Source organism: Shewanella nanhaiensis (genome assembly GCF_019457885.1).
GTDB lineage: Bacteria > Pseudomonadota > Gammaproteobacteria > Enterobacterales > Shewanellaceae > Shewanella > Shewanella nanhaiensis.
In genome coordinates, this window is sequence record NZ_JAHZST010000003.1 from 430,582 (window position 1) to 448,005 (window position 17,424).

Genomic DNA, 17,424 nt, shown 5'->3' on the forward strand with positions numbered 1-17,424 from the left:
GACAGCATAGATAAAATAACAAAATTCCAAAAATTATGATGAAGTTACCCTTACCCATCTCTCCACTTTCGCTACTCTCGTTTTCCATACTCTCGGCACTTCTGCCCGCCTCATCCGCCCTTGCAGATGATACAGGCTTTGAGGTTATCGAAGTCACAGGTCACCATGAGGGCAGTTATAGCGCGGTCAATACTGAGTCCAGCTCACCTCAGAGTGATATAAGCGGTTTTTTGAACAAACTTCCCGGGGCGTCGGTCAATGGCAACGGCCCCCTTACTGGCATAGCGCAATATCGTGGCCTATTTGGTGACAGGGTCAATACTCAGGTCAATGGTGTCTCCTTGGCAGGAGCTGGACCCAACGCCATGGATACGCCACTCAGTTACGCCAGCTTAGTCAATTCAGAACGCCTCGAGATAACCCGAGGTATCGCGCCTGTCTCCTCAGGTACAGACACCTTAGGTGGCAGTATCAAGGTGATTGAGTCTCAAGCCAATTTCGACGAAACCAGTGGTAAAATAGCTGGTCAATATCAAGACAATGGACAGCGTAGCCACCTCGGCGCCAAGGCTAATCTGGGCGGGCAAGATCATGCCTTGCTTGTCTATGCCGATATCTTAAAAGGGCAGGAGAATATCACCACAGGCGCAGATAAAGAGGTGAGTCCAACAACTTATGATAAGAGTATGGTGGGCGGTCAATACCGTCTTAACTTAAGTGAGCCTAATGGAGCGGATGAATCTGTTGCAATCAGTTTTCAGCACTTAGAAACCAAAGATGCAGGCACACCTGCCCTGCCAATGGATATCGACTTTATTCGCAGCGATCGGATCAAAGTCGAGGGCCAACACGATATTCAAGATTGGGATCTAAACTGGCATTTAGCTTATAGCGATGCCAAGCACGGCATGGATAACTTCAGTGAACGTATGAAGATGCCAACCATGAATGCGAGATATAACAGTGCCGATAGCACAGGGTTCGATGGTGAAATATCCATTGGCAAGGGGGCTTGGTTATTGGGTGTAGACACTCAGCTTAGCGAACATAACTCTGTGATATCGGATCCAACAAACCCTATGTTTAACGTCGATAACTTTAATGGTGTGCAAGATAATATCTACAGTGCATTTGCGCAGTGGCAACAAGATATCAATCACTGGAACTGGCAACTGGGAGCACGCATTAAACACTATCAAACCGATGCGGACGAGGTGAGTCACTCCATGTCGGCTAGCATGCCAGCAATCAAGATGTTGATGGACAGATACAACAACGCAGAGCGCGCTCAATCTCAAACAGGCGTAGATCTTGTGATTAACGGCCGCTATCAGGTCAACGATGAGTTAAGCTGGATCTTAGGCTTAGCTCGAAAGCAGGCCAGTGCAAGCTATCAACAGAGATATTTATGGGTGCCGATGCAATCGACAGGAGGACTGGCCGATGGCAGAACCTATGTTGGCCAGATAGATCTCGACCTTGAGACCGCCTATCAGTTAGAGCTTGGTGCTGACTTTGCGAATGACAGACTCTCTATCAGTCCCCGTGTCTTCCTGCATCGTATCAACGACTACATTCAAGGTGTAAATGCCACCGATCCAGCTGTGATCATGGCGGCGCAGATGATGGGAGATAGTAATCCTATGCAGTTTGCTAATGTCGATGCCCAGTTGTTAGGTATGGATGTTACCGCGATCTACCAACTCGCAGACAACTGGAAGTTAGATATGAATGCCAGCTATATCAGTGGTGAGCGACGAGATATCGAAGATAATCTTTATCGCATAGCCCCTCCTAAAGTTAACTTAGGTCTGAGCTATCAAAAGGGAAACTGGCAAGGACGTATCGAAGGTGTTGCAGTCTCGGCTCAAGACAAGGTATCTCAGACTCAGTTTGAGCAAGCCACAGCTGGGTATGCCTTAATGAACATCTCACTTGCCTACGATGCCGACAATTGGATGGTGAAAGCGGGAGTAAATAACCTATTTGATACCGACTACGAGGACCATCTTGCTGGCTATAACCGAGCCATGGGCGGCGATATTGCGCCTGGGGATCGTATGCCAGGCATGGGGATGAATGCTTGGGTAACTGGAGAGTATAGGTTCTAACACTCTAGCTTTTAGGTGTAAGGTTTTATTTAGGGATTATCCACTGCGTTTACCCACCCCGAGCCCTCTCCTCTGCCGAGAAAGCTCGGGGATTTTTTATGTTCTGCGCTACCAATCAGCATCAAGATATTTCAGAGTGACGATTATCTAAGGTAGGTTTTTTGAGTAACTTTCGCTGCAGGGTACGCCTGTGCATCCCAAGCTGGCGCGCAGTCTCAGAGACATTGCCTTTATTCATATTTAGTACCTGCTGAATATGCTCCCACTCCAGCCTTTTAGGGGTCAATGGCTGCTCATCGGGTTCATTGATCTCCACAGCTCCGCCCTTTATCTGAGCATCGGTTAACGCGCTCAACAAGGTTGCCGTATCCACAGGCTTAGCTAAATAGTTATCGGCGCCGAGTCTAATCGCTTCTACTGCCGTGGCAATACTAGCGTAACCAGTCAATAGCACCATCACCACATCCGGTAGGCTGCGGCGCAAAGGCGAGATAAGATTCAAGCCATTATCTTGGGCTAACTTCATATCCAACAGAATATGGGTCGGTTTAAATTGCCTAGCATCTAGCAGAGCTTTACTGGCATCGTGGGCTTGAAGGCAGCTGAAACCATGACGCGACATGCGCCGCTCCAGCACACCGGCTAATGCGAGGTCATCCTCTATAATCAACAATTTATAATCCATCATCTCACTGACTCCGCAATTGGTAAACTCACCTCAGCCACAGCGCCCCCCTCTAGGTGAGCACCTAAAATTAGCCTCCCGCCTAAACGCTCAAAACTGGCATGACTGAGCATTAAGGCAACGCCCATCCCTGTTGGACTCTCAACGAATTTATGACCCAGCTGAGAGATAACCCCCTGTGGAATACCACTGCCATAATCCCTAACCCTTAATCTAATGCTGGCCTGATCACTATCAATATCCAGCGTGATCTTGACCCTCTGACTCGCAGTTTGCTCATCACTGGCCCGCGCCGCATTCTCAATTAAGGACAAAACCGCAGGCAGCAAGCTAGTATCACTTTGCACTTGGATAACATGAGCTTGGGAGTCTGACTCAAGTTCCAGTAACACCTGTGGCATCAGTAGTGTCACCTGCTGCTCAAGTTGATTAATAAGCTCACCTGCCGTGATCTTAAACTGCTTCTGCTCGCGAATCGACTCAGTGGCCAGCCTCAAATCTGCCAAGGTTTTCTCACAGCGGCTCAACGCGCTATTCATCTCCTTTATCGCAGGTATATTAGCATCGGACTCCTCGGCGACCTCCTCAACGAGCAACCTCAAACTTGAAAGAGGGGTCGCTAGTTGATGTGCCATCTGCGCCGAAGCCGTACCTAAGGCAAGCAGCTTCTCCTGTCTGAGTTGAGCCTCACGCATATAAGCAAGTTCAGCATCTTGCTTACGCATCCTATTAGCGATAAAGGCCACACTTGTGGTTAACACTAAAGATGAGATCACAAAGTTAAGCCACATTCCTAAATAGTGGGAACCCATATCCATACCGTGATGCTGCATCTGCTCAGACGGCACTGTGTATAGCATCAGACTGTATGCCAAGGTTGAGATAAGCGTTAATATCCACGGTGCCCAGCGGGGCAAGATCACCGCGGCAATGGCAATGGGTAGTAACAATAGCGAGATAAATGCATTGGTGGCACCACCAGAGAAGTAGAGCCAAGTGATCCAAAAAGCGGTATCGAGCAAAAGTGCAATAAACAGACCCGTATCGGTTAGCTGCAGCGGCTTACGTACTCCAAAGGTGACAGCAAGGTACACTGCCTCCAAAACGAGGGCATAATTTAACGCGGGACTGTGCAGTGAAAGACCGAAGGTTTCTGCCGCCATGAAGGTCAGCACTAACTTAAGTACGAGACCTAAAATCCGCAGGGAAGCGAGTTGATCAGACGCACTTAAGTTTGCAAATAGTTGTGGAGAAACGCCTTTTAACATAAATATTGCCGACTCATTTTTAAGGGCATAAATATAACAATTATTTCAAGGTTAATCCTATTAAGGACAATGCATTTTGTGAGCTCACTAGGCTCTCTTTTACCCCCTCTTTAAAGGCGATTTGAGAGGCGATCCCTAAGTCTGCTAGACGTTGGCAGTTCAAAGTACAATCATGGGGTCTTTTAGCCGTGTCCATAGGGGATGATATCGGCGAAAGGTGCTCGCCATTAAGCTCAAACAGCTCGGTTAACACAAGCAGCATCTGATATTTGCTCATGGTCTGTTTAGCGCTGAAATGATAGATCCCATTCAGATCCTCTCCCTTCAGGTGAAGGCTGATCATCTGCTCAATGGCCAGAGCAATATCTTGAGTTGAAGTGGGGCTGCGAACCGCCCAATGATCCACATCTTGTGGCGAGTTATCGAGCAGCTGATTTAATAGTACTAACACAGCAGACTCCTCAATTTTCTCAACCTCACCATAGAGGATAGGTAACCTCAACACGGCAAAATCACTGGTAGTTGCTAATAAAGCCTGCTCGCCCTGTAACTTTGACTCACCATAAAAGTTAACTGGATTTGGCTTATCAGCCTCACAATAGCTAGGCTCTGTCCCATCGAACACATAATCAGTGGAGATATAGATAAGCCAAGCTCCCTGCTGCTTAGCCGCTTTTGCTAAAGCACCTGTCGCACCTAGATTAAGCGCCAGTGCAGCTTCGGGAGATTGTTCAGAGATATCCGGTCTACGCTCTGCTGCGCAGTGAATAATTACATCTGGTTGATGGACTCCGATAAACTGACTGATAGCCTCTTCATCGGTCAGGTCTAACTTGTATATACCAGTTTCGGCGCGGCTAAATCCCGTGGCGATAAGTAGATGCTCATCTGTTTGCTTAAGCTGCTTAACCACCGCTCTACCTAAGAGGCCCGTCGCCCCTGTTACCATAACTCTTGCCACATCAACTCCAGTTTATTGACTGATTGGTATAGCCTCTAGTCTAATGATTTTTTCCACCATAAATAACCCTAAATTTAGACAAATAAAAGCAGCAGGACCGCATTCGATTCTGCTGCTATCTCTTAGCTATATTAATGTCTATTAATAATAGACTTGATAACCTAAGGTGAAGGTCGTTCCTTGAGCGTTGTAACTGTCTTTAAACGCATAGTCACGCACTAAGCCTTCGAGCTGATCTAGAGTCGGATCGCTTGGCAAGTCGATACCACCATATACACTGCCACTCCCCATCTGGGCATAGGCTGGACGATAAACCTTATCAAACAGGTTCTTGATCCCTAAAGTAAATCGACCAAAATGACTCTGATAGAAGAGACTGAGATCCACTGTGGTATAACTCTCGGTAGGAGCGTTGTAATAGCTATAGCCATTAAAGGTTCCCCACATACCGTTTTGCGGCAGTGGCAGGTCTATCTCTGTACCTTCATCTCGTGAACCTACATAGTTGACCTGTAACAGACCACCAAACTCATCATTCAGGTTCATGTCGAGAAAGATATTTGCTTTCATCGGACTTATGCGAGCGTTGTTCATCTCCACCCACCCCTTTGTCGGGTGACGGTACTCACCTTGGGTATAACTCAAGTTTCCGCCAAAGGTAAAGGTGTCATTAATCGCATAGGATGAGATAAGCTCAAGCCCGTAGGTCTTCTCATCGCGGCTCACCACGGCATCAATAGCATCTGGATTTAATGTTTTAGATTGATCATAAACCAATCGAGAGTCTATCGTGGCTAAAGTGCCGTAGATCACCTGATCCAATATATCGACATAGCTCTGGGCACGTTCAGATTGAGTATAGAAAAGGCCGATATCGAAACTGAAACTATCGAACTGTCCCCGGTATCCCAAGTCGAAATTATTGGCTTCGGTTGGTTTCATCTTGTCATCATATTGCTCAACCTCAGGCACATCGATAGAGCGAAGTCGACGCAGATCGCCGAGTCCATATCCTTGTGAAAATGAGGCATAAACTTCTGTGGTTTCAAATCGATAAACCCCACCCAAATTAAATACTGGCTTACTGTAATTTAGGCTGCCGCCCTCGATGGTTTTACCACTAAATGGTGTAGAACCATACCTGCCTGTAGCCAGGTAATCTGGCACATCTAGGTCAAAATTCTCATAACGGACGCCAAACTGCAGCATAAAATCATCTTGGTTAAACTCATACTCGGCAAAAGGGGCGATATTGGTCTGCTCAACATTGCAGATCTCGCAGATCCCTTTGGCGCTGATCTGTTTGGTTTTATCCACTTGATAATCGATACCATAGGTGAGTCTGTCTTGCTCCCTAGGTAATCTAAGGGGCTGGGCTGCGATACGTGCAGCCTGCTTTTTAGACTGAGTCAGCACCTTGTTTGCTTGAGTATTTTCACTTTCACTGGCGCTCACTTCGATATTCACCTGATGCCCACCTAATGAGGGGGCATGGTAAGTAAACTGCAGATACTTGTTTTCGCTGTAAGGTGCTTCACCAGTAAAGGGCTTAGAGGTATCAACTACAACGGTTTCATCAAACACTGTTTTACGTGCAAAGCTCAACTGATTCTCAAGCTTTCTAGTATGCAGGTTGAGCGCCATGCTTGAGTCATCATCAAACTGATAACCCAGTTTAACTAAGGCGTCGAGGTCTTCAAGCTCCCCCTGCCCACCACGTCCCGCGGGATCTGATGGGATTTGAGTCCCTTCCCCATCAAACAGAGTGCCTGAATCCCGCCAGTTAAGCTGAGCCAGATAGTTAAACTGGCCTTGAGTACCAGAGACTCGCTGGCTTAGCTGATAACCGATTGAGTCAGAGTCATGGATAGAGCCATCTATTTTGGCTTGGCTCCAAAATGCGATCCCCTCTTCACTTGCCTGATAGGTGATAAGATTAATCACACCTGCAGATTCGCCATTTCCATAAACGGCACTCGCCCCCTGAATCACCTCGATACGTTCTATATTCTCCACCGAGATAGATGAGAGCACTCGACTGGTATCACGTAGCGTATTAGACACAATAACCCCGTCGATCATCACTATCGCTTTTCGGCCACGAAACCCCTGATATGTACTGGACATCATCTGAGTTTCAGGGCCGTAGCTCGGCACTAGGTTTGCTAGCAATCCAGACAGATCGGCACTTACACTGATCTGTGCAGCAATCGCCTCCTGATCGATGATCTGAACCGTTCCCGGCAGTGATGATATTGGAGTATCGAAAGGTTTGGCGGTGACATTAATCACCTCCATCTCCTGATTATCGACGTTAAGTTGGTCACTCTCAGCCCATGCAGATCCCCCCAGAGTGGAAAGCAAAATGGCGGTCGATATTGGAGCTAACTTGAACTTAGACACTATTTTATTCCCTGATGTTTAATAGTACTTTCTTTGTTTAAAACTGGAGGCTGCTGACCCCAATCTATAATTGACTCCTCTAATGAAAGGTCAAAATGGTCATGCCCAAGCATGTCATTGATGATGATGGCGCTACGCCAAGCGGCTAGACTAAGCTGAGGCTCTAAAATGCCATGGCTATGAATACCCGCATTAACCGCATAGACCTTATTGGTTTGTGGCCCATCCCAGGCAACAGAAAACTCGCGATTTAGATTAAATTGACCATAGCGGTCGATATCTAGTTTCTGCTTAATCGGTGCCAGATAACTTGGGATCTGTGACTCAAAACCAGTACAGAGGATCAGCTCATCCACCTCGAGTAACTCATCACAGTTTGTGATCCCGTTTATTAAGGTCAGCTCAAATTTGTCACCTTGCTCACGCATCTTTGTTAAGGTTCTGTGGGGACGCAGATTCCATTTATCTCCCGACTTATCTCCCTTGATAAACCGCTCCTGATAGAGGTGCTGATAGATCTCATTCAAAGAAGCACTGGTAATGCCATCGCTCGACAGCTTCTGATGCTTCACCTCTTGGCTTTTAACTTGCTCACTCAGCCCATAGAAGATCTCGCCATAACCAGGAGTAAAGTACTGATCGGTAAAGACCCCCTCATCCAAGGCTTGAAAATTAGGTCGTCTCGAGATCCAGATAACCCGTGTTGGTTCCCCCCACTGACGCTGCAATAGGTTTAGAAAAACATCGGCGCCAGTTTGACCACCACCGACTACAGCCACGGTCTTCCCTTGATAACTGCGATCTTTTAGCGCTAGGCGACTCGCATGCAGACATTTAGGACCCATGTAGGGCTTAACACATGCTGGCAGGTGAGCAACCTTGCCGGTTCCTAGGCAGATATGCTGGCTGGTAAAGATCCCCTGCTTGCTATGGATTAGGAATTTATCACCGGAAAACTCCACTGCATCCACAGGGTTATCGAAGATTAGGTTATCAACTCTACTGGCTACCCAAGCTAAATAATCGGCAAACTCTATCCGGCTGATGGTGTCCATCTGGGCCGCCATATAAGCGTAGATTTTGCGTTTATTCACTAAGTAAGAGAGAAAGGAGAGTGGATTTGTCGGCTCAACAGCCGTCACCATATCCTTCAATGGGCTGGTCTGCATTCTCGCTTCATTGAGCAGCAAGCCAGGGTGCCAAGTCATCGACTTATGGGCATCGGCAAAAGCTGTATTTAATCCATTAATGCCTTGAGACAGCGCGGCAATACTTAAATTAAAAGGCCCAATACCTATACCAAAAAGATCAAAGTGCTTCATATCCTTATTCATCATTTTTTCCCCCTATAATGACGTAACATTTTTTCAAAAAAGCGCTCTCGCATCCCCATAACTAAGGCTGCATGCTTATGGGGAAAATGAAACTCTTTCACCTTCTCTAAGGCAAAGTGTTGCCATAGCTTGATAATATTCTTGTTATCAATCCTAGGTTCGCCAACAAGGTGCTTTGTACGACTATCAGCGAGAAAAACATATTGAATAAAGTAGTTACCCCATACTTTCCAGTATTGGGTACCAAGGTAATTTTCATTGCCGATCAAGAGATGAACACCGCGATCGTAATCATCGGCTTCGTAGTAAGGCCCTAGTCTGTCCTCTTTTGCCCAGTAATATTCGAAATAACCAAAGGCATTACCATTGAACATACCGATCACAGGAAACTGGTGCTTAAGTGCGAGGGTAGTTTGCAGGTACTCAAGCAGCTCCTCTTTAGGCTTATCAAGCTCCCAAAACTCAGCCACTCGCGGCTGGTTCATCCATTGATGGAGTAGCTCGAGATCCGCCTGTGGATCGATAAGTCGCAGGCTAAACTCCAGACCCAGCTCGTAGCTGAAACGACGGAAGAAAACACCTTGTGGATGGTTAGGTCTTAAGGGGTGTGTAACCTCATCATTTTTAATGAAGCACTCAGGTGAAGCTAAATTGGGTGATAGCGGAGATAACAGCCAGAGATCTGGATTCTGCTCAAACTGAGAAACACCAATAAACAGCGCGTTATCATCGACACAGATCCATTCTGGAGGCTTAACAAAACATAGCAGCTCCCAATGAGATAGCGAGATACTGACCCCTTTAACCTCTTTGGCAAACATCACATGTTCGATCAGCGACAACATCTGCAGGTAGGAGAGTCGCAAGAAGTTAGCGCTTAGTTCGCTCGGCTGCACAACTCTTAAGCCATCGAGCTCAGTCAAACTGACTTCACATGAGGTTTCAGGTGTCTCTATGTTGATAGCATTGCTCTGGCTAAAACCGATCAGGCTATTATCGGGAAGCCGCTTAATCAAAGCCTTGGTGTCAGATTTAACATAGAGAGGGTTGGGGATCGTCTGGTAGATCTCGCTGGGATCTTCTATGCTGTTTTCATTAATATTACTCAGGTAGACAAAGAAATTACCTTTAAATATCAAAGTTTCAGAGCTTAGAAGATAATCAACAAAGCCAGAATCCTTGTAACCTTTCTGCTTTAGATGTCCCATAAACAGTCTTAACTGGTTCAGCAGTACTGATTCATCCACTAATCCAGCCGATGCTAGGGCACTGATCACGCTGAAGCTGCTATTAAATATCAGGTAGTAACTGATAAAAGGATCTACGATCTCACGGGACATAAAGTTTTCAGGTTCAACCTCGCGTAACTGCTCGGGGAAACACGCTTGAGCCGCACAAGTAAAGCCTGTTCCCTGACAATCTCGATAGAAGAGACCAACAGGAAGCCTGTCCTGAATATCCACTACGATATTTTGCTGATGGGCCAGAAATATCACACCATAGTCACTTCGCGCAGTCACTAAGGGCTCTAACACTTGCTCCAAATACCCTTGAAACCACTGCTGCGACGCGATTGAGGTAGACTCTTTTCGCTCATTGGCACGATTCAACACCATGTTGGCCAACGCACTATTCCCACCCATAGGGTCGGCTTGAGTCAAACTCGCTAGCACTAAAGACTCACGCTCTGGCTGCTTCCAAAAACTGTTCACCCTAAAGGCAAACAGGCTCTCCTCAATCGCCTCTCCCTCACCGTTTTGCAGTGCAACAAATCCAGGCTCACGCATTATGGTCATGTTTGGGTAGCGCTGCTGTAGCTCAAGTCCTTTATCGGCATCTAAGATCTTTTCCAGCAACATGCCGCGGCGCACCTCCTTTACCGAAAGGTGGCGCACTGAGTTAGTCAACTTCACACTCAATGAATATTTGAGCATAAAACGACAATCTGGATGATAGATGGCTCGCAAAGATGTGGTGGCTCGCCAACCATCCCCATGAACTCCCAGATCTAAAATGAGATCGGACGCAAATAGATGCGCAATATCATCGCGCTCTTTAAGCACTTTGACTTGCCAAGGGTGCATGGGAAGTAGCTGATAATCAGAGGGAATAAGCCTAAGATCTAACTTGAGGTCTAACTTAAGATCTTCAATAATTGAGGCGATCGCAGCGTCAATCTCTCCACCATATATCTCGCCCTGCCAAGCAGTTTTGTGGACGGCAAACCAGTGAAGGCCAAAACTCTCACCGCTCTCGGGAGCATAACGAATGTCGGCACCACTAAACTCGCTACGACTCTTAGGGGCTGGATGCATACTGTGTCCCACCAGCAGTGCCTGCTCAGCTTCAATAAAGTTCAGTTTTTGATTATAGAGATGTGGAAGATCATCAAACCTTTCTGTGACCCCATTAGCGGTATTTGCCGCACTCTGGATCACACGATCTTTAAACAGATCTCTTGCACTATCTGACAGTTCACCGACAATCTCCGACTCATTGATGATTAAAGATAGCGCACGCTCAAAGCTCAGCGAACCTCTGCTTTTTCCATCTAAATAACGAATAGGGAAGATAAACTTGTGGGGGCCGCAACTGGAAAGATGTTCATATGAGAGCTGTAACTCAACACCACTATCAGGCAAGTCGATAGAGACAAACTGCTGTTGCTCATCCACTTTCCAGCCATGAAACTCTTTTAGTAGCCCATTAAAAAAACATTGAGCCGCCAGATCGACACGCTCACTCTGCTCATTGACTAACATCCCTATTACACCTGCATCTAATTTAGATAATATTGAGTTGCAAATGATAATTATTACCATTAGCATGTCAACAAGGTTTACATTTGCGAAAGTTAGTGATGAAAATGCGCCCTTGGCCGCTGTTTATATCGGCGCCGTTGTTAGGTTTAAGTCATAGTATTCTGCTTGTCTTCACTCCAATATTTATTGAGAAAACAACACTTTCGCTTGCCTCTCTTGCCATGTTAATGAGCTTAGGTTCAGCACTATTTCTATTTAGTGCTCCCATGTGGGCTAAGTGTTCACTGCGTTACGGATACCCTAAGGTGTTACTAAGTGGGATTTTAGGCTTCAGCATCAGTTTCAGCTTAATGCTAGTAGCCCTGTGGGGGAGTGTTTCATTGCAGTGGCCTTTGGTGTGGCTGATAAGCTGCCTTATCATCTCTCGGGTGATCTACGGCATGACAGCTTCGGCTATAGTGCCAAGTTGTCAGGCCTGGTTAAGCGAGTTAAATCATGCTGAACATACAATGAAAAAACTCGCAGAACTCTCGGCAACAATGGCTTTTGGTCGACTCATCGCCCCTCTGCTTGCAATGGCTCTGATCTGGATTGGCTGGCAAGCACCGTTACTCTTTCTTAGTTTGGCACCACTGATTTGCTTAATTTGCATATTTAAATTCAGTCGCTCACAAGAGACCCTAACAGCTCATCATGTGGATAAACCCAAAATCACTCAAGATCGAATAGATGGCAAACCCGTCCACAGCCTACTTATCAGTATCACCTTAATCTGTATCTGCTATAGCTGTGTCACTTTTCTACTGACACCTATGGCGCTAGAGTGGTTGCATTACACTAGCCAACAAGCCAGCCAATATCTCAGTTTATTGATGACGTTAGCCGCCATGACTATGCTGTTATGTTACGGAATTACCTCCAGATTAACGCATCTAGCTCCTTTTAAGATGATGCTGCTTGCCAATATGATGTTGCTGCTTTCACTGCTATTAATGCAGCTGCCAATTCCCCATATTTTGTTCATCTGTGTACCACTACTTAGTGGCGCATTCGCTATCTTACAACTGCAGGTCACTAGCTTATTGTGCGATCAAGCTGGGAGAGGAAGAAAAGCGATTGCGACAGGCCTAGTCTCTAAGTATCAAACCCTCGGCTATGGCATGGGTGCAGGACTGCTCTGGCTGACCAACTCAGATATCGATACCAACTTACAGCTTTTAACTCTATTGGGGTTGGCGCAGCTGGCTTCGCTGATGCTCTGGAAATTCAACATAGGAACTGAAGAGGCAGTGAAAGATTAAATTTTGGCAATATTTCTCCTCTAGATAGCTTCAGGCGCTATGATGGAAAACTCAAATACCCACAATCAATAACTACAGATGCCTGAAGCCTTACAACATATCATGACCGAGATGACACCTTGGTTGCAGCAGTATGGTTACCTAATTTTAGCGCTGGCGATTGCGATTGAGGGTGTTGGCATCCCCGCTCCCGGCCAATCTCTGTTAATCGTAGCCAGTTTGCTCGCTGCGACAGGAGAGATGTCACTACCACTTGTACTGATTGTAGCTGGTAGCAGCGCCTTTATCGGTAATAGCTTGGGCTACCTTCTAGGGGAAAAATTTGGCGATATTCTGCTTAAAAAGGGCTGGATAAAAGCAGACACAGAAGCCAAGCTCCACAGTTTTATCGGCAAGTATGGATTAATCGCGCTACTCCTCAGCCGATTTATAGAAGGCCTTAAGCAAACCATCTTTATCGGTTGCGGCATGGCCAAGATGCCCCTTAAAAAGTTCCTATTAGGTAATACGTTAGCCACTGGACTTTGGCTAGGCCTCTTCGGCCTTGGACCTCTATTTATTCGTAATGAGCTCACCCCAATACTCAGTTTTTACCATCACCACCAACACCTATTTTGGTTGGTGATCACCTCCTTAATCATCATAACCTCAGTGACTTTGTGCTTAATTATGAAGCGGCGTAGAGCTCAAACAGATACTAACGGCCAGTAAAAAGCGAGCCTAATGGCTCGCTTTTTGGGCATCAATTAAATCAATGAGAGATCAACGGATACGCTTAATTTTTACTTTAGCAACAGGGCCATTCCAATCGTAGAGTGACTGAGCTAAATCAGCCTCACCATGAATGCCAGGGCTGGGATATGAGTAACCTTCATCACTGGCATCTGGTGCAGAGAAAGGGTTACCGCCACAAACAGGGCCTGGAATATTCACACATAACTCATCATTTGCTTCTGAGCCTGCGTCATACGCACGCATATTGTAGTGAACCGTTTGACCACGTTTTCTAGGCAGCTTCTTCGCTCTTAATGCAACCATAGTGTCATTGGTTGGCAGTAACATCGAAATTAAGCTGAGCTGGCTAAAGCGACGACTCGAACTAATTTCAAACGTCACACTTTGGCCATTTGTTAGCAATCCATCCGTACTGGTTGTATTAGCGACTCTAGATGAACTGTCTAACTCATCTTTTAAACCACTAATATCTCCACCTTCGGCAATATTGGCGATATTTTCACTCGACGGCTCACCTAAGGTAAACAGCTGCATTCCAGATTTATGGGTCGCGGCTAAAATAGGGGTAAATGCGATCCCTTTGGTTAAATTGGTCACCGTTACCTCATAAACAGCTTCACGGTGATAATTCCCGTAGTTGTCTGCTAACAGGTTTGGAGATAAGCAAAGGGCAAAAAGCATCAAACTCAGTTTTATAGTATGTCTCATGGCTGTGCTCTCATGGTAATGGATAGGGTAAATTTAATATCAACATCTTGAACTAGAGACCCAGACTCTACGCCCCGAATATCACAAAAGATTCACGAGAAAGGCACATTTGAACAACATGATAAAAAGGCCATTCAAAATGATACATGGCCTCTAGACTATAAAAGAAGTTAAAGAAGCTTTATTGAATATCCAGCTTGTCCAGTAAAGAGGGATATCCCCAACCATTCTCACCGGGCACAACAGTTTCACCTGTTAGGTATTCATAGATGGTTGGTGCAAGTGAACCATTCTCTTCGATAGTTAATGGTGTGGTTGAGTCACCTATTGGGGCGCCCCAAAAACCGATAAAAGCATCTTTCTCTAGGTAATCTTCACCAGCGTGACGACCTGGGACTTTGGTATTAAATCCTATCCCAGCTTTAGGAAACAGATTAATTGTGCCCGCTCTATCCTCCTCATAAAGCCTTGCTATTTGATTTACTGAATCAGGCCTCAGGGTAAATGCCGTCAACTCGCGCCACTGTTTTACACTGCACCACGTTGCACTGTCTTGCTCCTTGGCTTGCTGCAGACATTGCATTTTTAAATCTGAGTAATGTTGAAGCTCAGCCTCTGTAGGGCGAACACGATAAGGATTTAAAGTTTGGATACCAAGCAAGCTTGGTTCACTAGCAGAGTGACTGGCATAAAATAGCTTATCTCCTTTAAGTTCAACAAGTTCATCTAGGCGTACACCTTCACGTAGCCCCACCAAACGTACCCTGCAATCATCCACTTTACACTGACGTTCACGCAGTACCATGTAGTCAAGAGACTCTGATAACCTAGCTGCTGACTCAGCCACGATATCGACAGGTTTATCCCCTTTAAATGGCTTCCATTGAGTCAACTCTTGGTAAACAGGTTGAGATTTCCACCCCGCTTTTGAATTGAAAAAGTCCATCATCATGTTGCCACCTGCTGTAGAAGCAACAACCACATCAACTGATTGATTTCCAGGGTAGTTCAGGGCATTTGTGATCTTAGGGCCTTCGCCCTCATCGGAGGAGATCTTCTTTACCACAATCTCAAATCCCCGCTCTTTTGAGAGTGCTTCAAAGACACGCTTCTCAGGATTCAGCGCATAGAAGATAGGGGTTAGACCATGATCTCCAGCCATTCCCCAGAGTGTTTGCTCATAGATCCCAGCCTCTTTGTAGATCTGCTCTGTTTTGGCAAGCCAATGATCTAGCCGGTTAAGCTCTCCTGTGGGCATGATGATCTCATCACTAAACGGCCCAGTAAAATGCGCAAAATGATCTGGCCAAGGGTTATAGATCAAGGTGAAATCTGGCATACCTTGTCCATCCAAGCTTGCCAGTTCAGCGATCGCCTTCTCTATCTTCCACCTCTTGGTGAGTTTGGTAACAATATCGAGAAAGAAGATCCCCTGATAACCTTGTATATCTTCAATTAACTCCTGTCGAAAGAGCCTTAATTTTACCTCCACTTTAACCCGCTCAGTTAGTTCTCTGAGGCAACGCTTCTCACCGTAATCTCGCTGTGCTTCGCCAAAACCAAGGTTGACGAGCCCATCATAGGTTGTGTGAGCATTCCAATCATATTGTCCATTGCAGTTAAGGGTATTGAGATAAGCTAAACGATCGAACATAGTCTGAACGCCCTGACTTTCCATTAGTCTGTCCAGTTGCAGTGCATCGTTACCGAAAAAGTAATATGCCCTATCATCCTCTCTGTCGACAAAGTGAAAATTAGGGATCCCAGTTCCTCTCTCTCCAGAAACCTTGGCCCCAGTTTTAATGATAGGTAGGTTTCGCACGCTGATTGTCGGTGTGGATGAGATCCCCACCTGAGTAATGGAGTCACTATGGTTGAGGTAGAGCCGCTTAAAGAATGGCAGGTAGTTGGGATCTTTATACTCATGCTCGGCTAAGTGTTTCATAAACTTAACTTGTTGTTCATGCTCCGGCTGATTAACCCCCTCTCCCTTAGGTTTTAACTTGTCACGAGATTCATGTAGGAAGTTTGCATATTTAATAAAAGGTTTACCTTGATCCACCAGCCCTTCGAGTAACCCCTGTTGCAGGCCATCAACGGCCACCTGCACCCCATAACGGCGTTTTTGCTGTGAACTGAGAAACGCGATTAAGCGATCATTATCCTCATCAAAAGTATCCAGCATCCAGGCATGTAACGCCTCTTCCCGCTCCTGCTTATAGATAAATTGACGATATGCTTTAAGGACATTTAGACGAACAAAATCTATGAGCGTGATGGTTAACGCCTGAGCTTTATTGTTCACTTTGTGTTTATGTTCAGGCTTGCCATCTTCGACGATCCCAAGCAGAGCAGCTTTCATCTCGCTAGGCTCCATCCCAGCACTGGCTTTGTCCATTAAGCCAATAATGATCGGCTGTATCTTATCTATTAACTCAAGATCTTCTGCTGAAGAGGTGAGGTAGGTATAAGTCGATGGCAAGGTATCCATCTCCTGCCACTGGCCAATCTCAACCAAGGCATCATAAATTGTCACCATAGAGGCGATAAACTGACTATCGGCTTTTAAACCTTCATTATTACCTTGACTACCTGACTCCTTCTCCTCTATCTCACTCTTTACACCTACGTGATATAAGCTATGTTCGAACCCTTTTAGTTGCTCTGGCGTATATTGACTATTGAGGTACAACTTAAACTCATCATCGCTGCTCATGTCGCCATAACGATCGTAATAACTGTAGAGAAAGTGACCCAAAGGGATGGCATAGGTGGGATCGCTGAGTTGGCCGATAACTCTGGCTTTAACCTTACTGTCCAGAGGAAGAGAGAGAATGTAAACATCGAGAGAGACACCTGCAATGGTAAACAGCGTGATATCACGGGTCAGCTTAGTGGATGCACTCAAAGAGGAGACGATTTGATCTCTCATTATCTCACTCGCATTAAACACGCCACCAATAACAGGGGTATCGCCGATATCAGCCAGTGCTGGCGCACTCATCATCACCATAGGTAGAGCTATACAGGCTTTAAACTTACGCCATTTAATCTGAACATCATCCATAATATCTAAAGTTTCCAATCTCAATGTTATACGCGCTCAAGTCACTCATCATTACATAATGGCGCAGACTAGAAAACAAGATAAGTCTA

The 17,424-nt window shown here is 45.9% G+C and carries 11 protein-coding genes; 3 read left to right on the forward strand and 8 right to left on the reverse strand.

All coding sequences use genetic code 11. From position 1 onward, the window contains the following. Positions 1–35 precede the first annotated feature (35 nt). Positions 36–2,111: a TonB-dependent receptor gene (locus K0625_RS06420; protein WP_232846948.1), complete on the forward strand. Its 2,076-nt coding sequence runs from the start codon at positions 36–38 to the stop codon at positions 2,109–2,111. Between the two features lie 121 nt (positions 2,112–2,232). Here the strand turns inward: K0625_RS06420 and K0625_RS06425 are convergent, their stop codons facing one another. The 6 genes from K0625_RS06425 to K0625_RS06450 form a co-directional block, all read right to left on the reverse strand. Beyond that, positions 2,233–2,796, reverse strand: a complete 564-nt coding sequence (locus tag K0625_RS06425; protein WP_220108984.1) for a response regulator transcription factor — start codon at positions 2,794–2,796, stop codon at positions 2,233–2,235. Continuing rightward, the gene (locus K0625_RS06430; RefSeq protein WP_220108917.1) at positions 2,796–4,064 is read right to left on the reverse strand and encodes a sensor histidine kinase; all 1,269 of its coding nucleotides are present in this window, start codon (positions 4,062–4,064) and stop codon (positions 2,796–2,798) included. The genes K0625_RS06425 and K0625_RS06430 overlap by 1 nt, the downstream gene beginning before the upstream one ends. 40 nt (positions 4,065–4,104) lie before the next feature. Next, entirely contained in the window at positions 4,105–5,025 is a 921-nt protein-coding gene (locus K0625_RS06435; protein ID WP_220108918.1) for a dTDP-4-dehydrorhamnose reductase family protein, read from the reverse strand. A 141-nt stretch (positions 5,026–5,166) separates the two neighbouring features. Next, positions 5,167–7,428, reverse strand: coding sequence for a TonB-dependent receptor (locus K0625_RS06440; protein ID WP_220108919.1), 2,262 nt, complete (start codon positions 7,426–7,428; stop codon positions 5,167–5,169). Then, a complete protein-coding gene (locus tag K0625_RS06445) occupies positions 7,428–8,765 on the reverse strand; it encodes a lysine N(6)-hydroxylase/L-ornithine N(5)-oxygenase family protein (RefSeq protein WP_220108920.1) in 1,338 nt (445 codons plus the stop codon). Before K0625_RS06445 ends, K0625_RS06440 begins: the two co-directional genes overlap by 1 nt. After that, entirely contained in the window at positions 8,762–11,524 is a 2,763-nt protein-coding gene (locus K0625_RS06450) for a GNAT family N-acetyltransferase (protein ID WP_220108921.1), read from the reverse strand. Before K0625_RS06450 ends, K0625_RS06445 begins: the two co-directional genes overlap by 4 nt. A gap of 83 nt (positions 11,525–11,607) precedes the next feature. Between K0625_RS06450 and K0625_RS06455 the strand changes: the two genes are divergently transcribed. After that, positions 11,608–12,825 (forward strand): MFS transporter, encoded by a 1,218-nt coding sequence (locus tag K0625_RS06455; protein ID WP_220108922.1) that lies wholly within the window; start codon positions 11,608–11,610, stop codon positions 12,823–12,825. Between the two features lie 78 nt (positions 12,826–12,903). Beyond that, positions 12,904–13,536, forward strand: coding sequence for a DedA family protein (locus K0625_RS06460; protein ID WP_220108923.1), 633 nt, complete (start codon positions 12,904–12,906; stop codon positions 13,534–13,536). A 51-nt stretch (positions 13,537–13,587) separates the two neighbouring features. On the opposite strand, the gene K0625_RS06465 is transcribed toward K0625_RS06460, so the two are convergent. Both K0625_RS06465 and K0625_RS06470 read right to left on the reverse strand, forming a co-directional pair. Then, on the reverse strand, positions 13,588–14,268 hold the full coding sequence (locus K0625_RS06465) for a spondin domain-containing protein (RefSeq protein WP_220108924.1): 681 nt from the start codon (positions 14,266–14,268) through the stop codon (positions 13,588–13,590). 181 nt (positions 14,269–14,449) lie between these two features. Beyond that, a complete protein-coding gene (locus K0625_RS06470) occupies positions 14,450–17,335 on the reverse strand; it encodes an alkaline phosphatase family protein (RefSeq protein WP_220108925.1) in 2,886 nt (961 codons plus the stop codon). Between the last annotated feature and the right edge of the window lie 89 nt (positions 17,336–17,424).

Excerpts from the sequence above, each read along its gene's own strand:
- K0625_RS06450 (WP_220108921.1), bottom strand. The coding sequence starts at position 11,524 with ATGTTAGTCAATGAGCAGAGTGAGCGTGTCGATCTGGCGGCTCAATGT.
- K0625_RS06430 (WP_220108917.1), bottom strand. The coding sequence starts at position 4,064 with ATGTTAAAAGGCGTTTCTCCACAACTATTTGCAAACTTAAGTGCGTCT.
- K0625_RS06470 (WP_220108925.1), bottom strand. The coding sequence starts at position 17,335 with ATGGATGATGTTCAGATTAAATGGCGTAAGTTTAAAGCCTGTATAGCT.
- K0625_RS06420 (WP_232846948.1), top strand. The coding sequence starts at position 36 with ATGATGAAGTTACCCTTACCCATCTCTCCACTTTCGCTACTCTCGTTT.
- K0625_RS06465 (WP_220108924.1), bottom strand. The coding sequence starts at position 14,268 with ATGAGACATACTATAAAACTGAGTTTGATGCTTTTTGCCCTTTGCTTA.
- K0625_RS06425 (WP_220108984.1), bottom strand. The coding sequence starts at position 2,796 with ATGGATTATAAATTGTTGATTATAGAGGATGACCTCGCATTAGCCGGT.
- K0625_RS06460 (WP_220108923.1), top strand. The coding sequence starts at position 12,904 with ATGCCTGAAGCCTTACAACATATCATGACCGAGATGACACCTTGGTTG.
- K0625_RS06445 (WP_220108920.1), bottom strand. The coding sequence starts at position 8,765 with ATGATGAATAAGGATATGAAGCACTTTGATCTTTTTGGTATAGGTATT.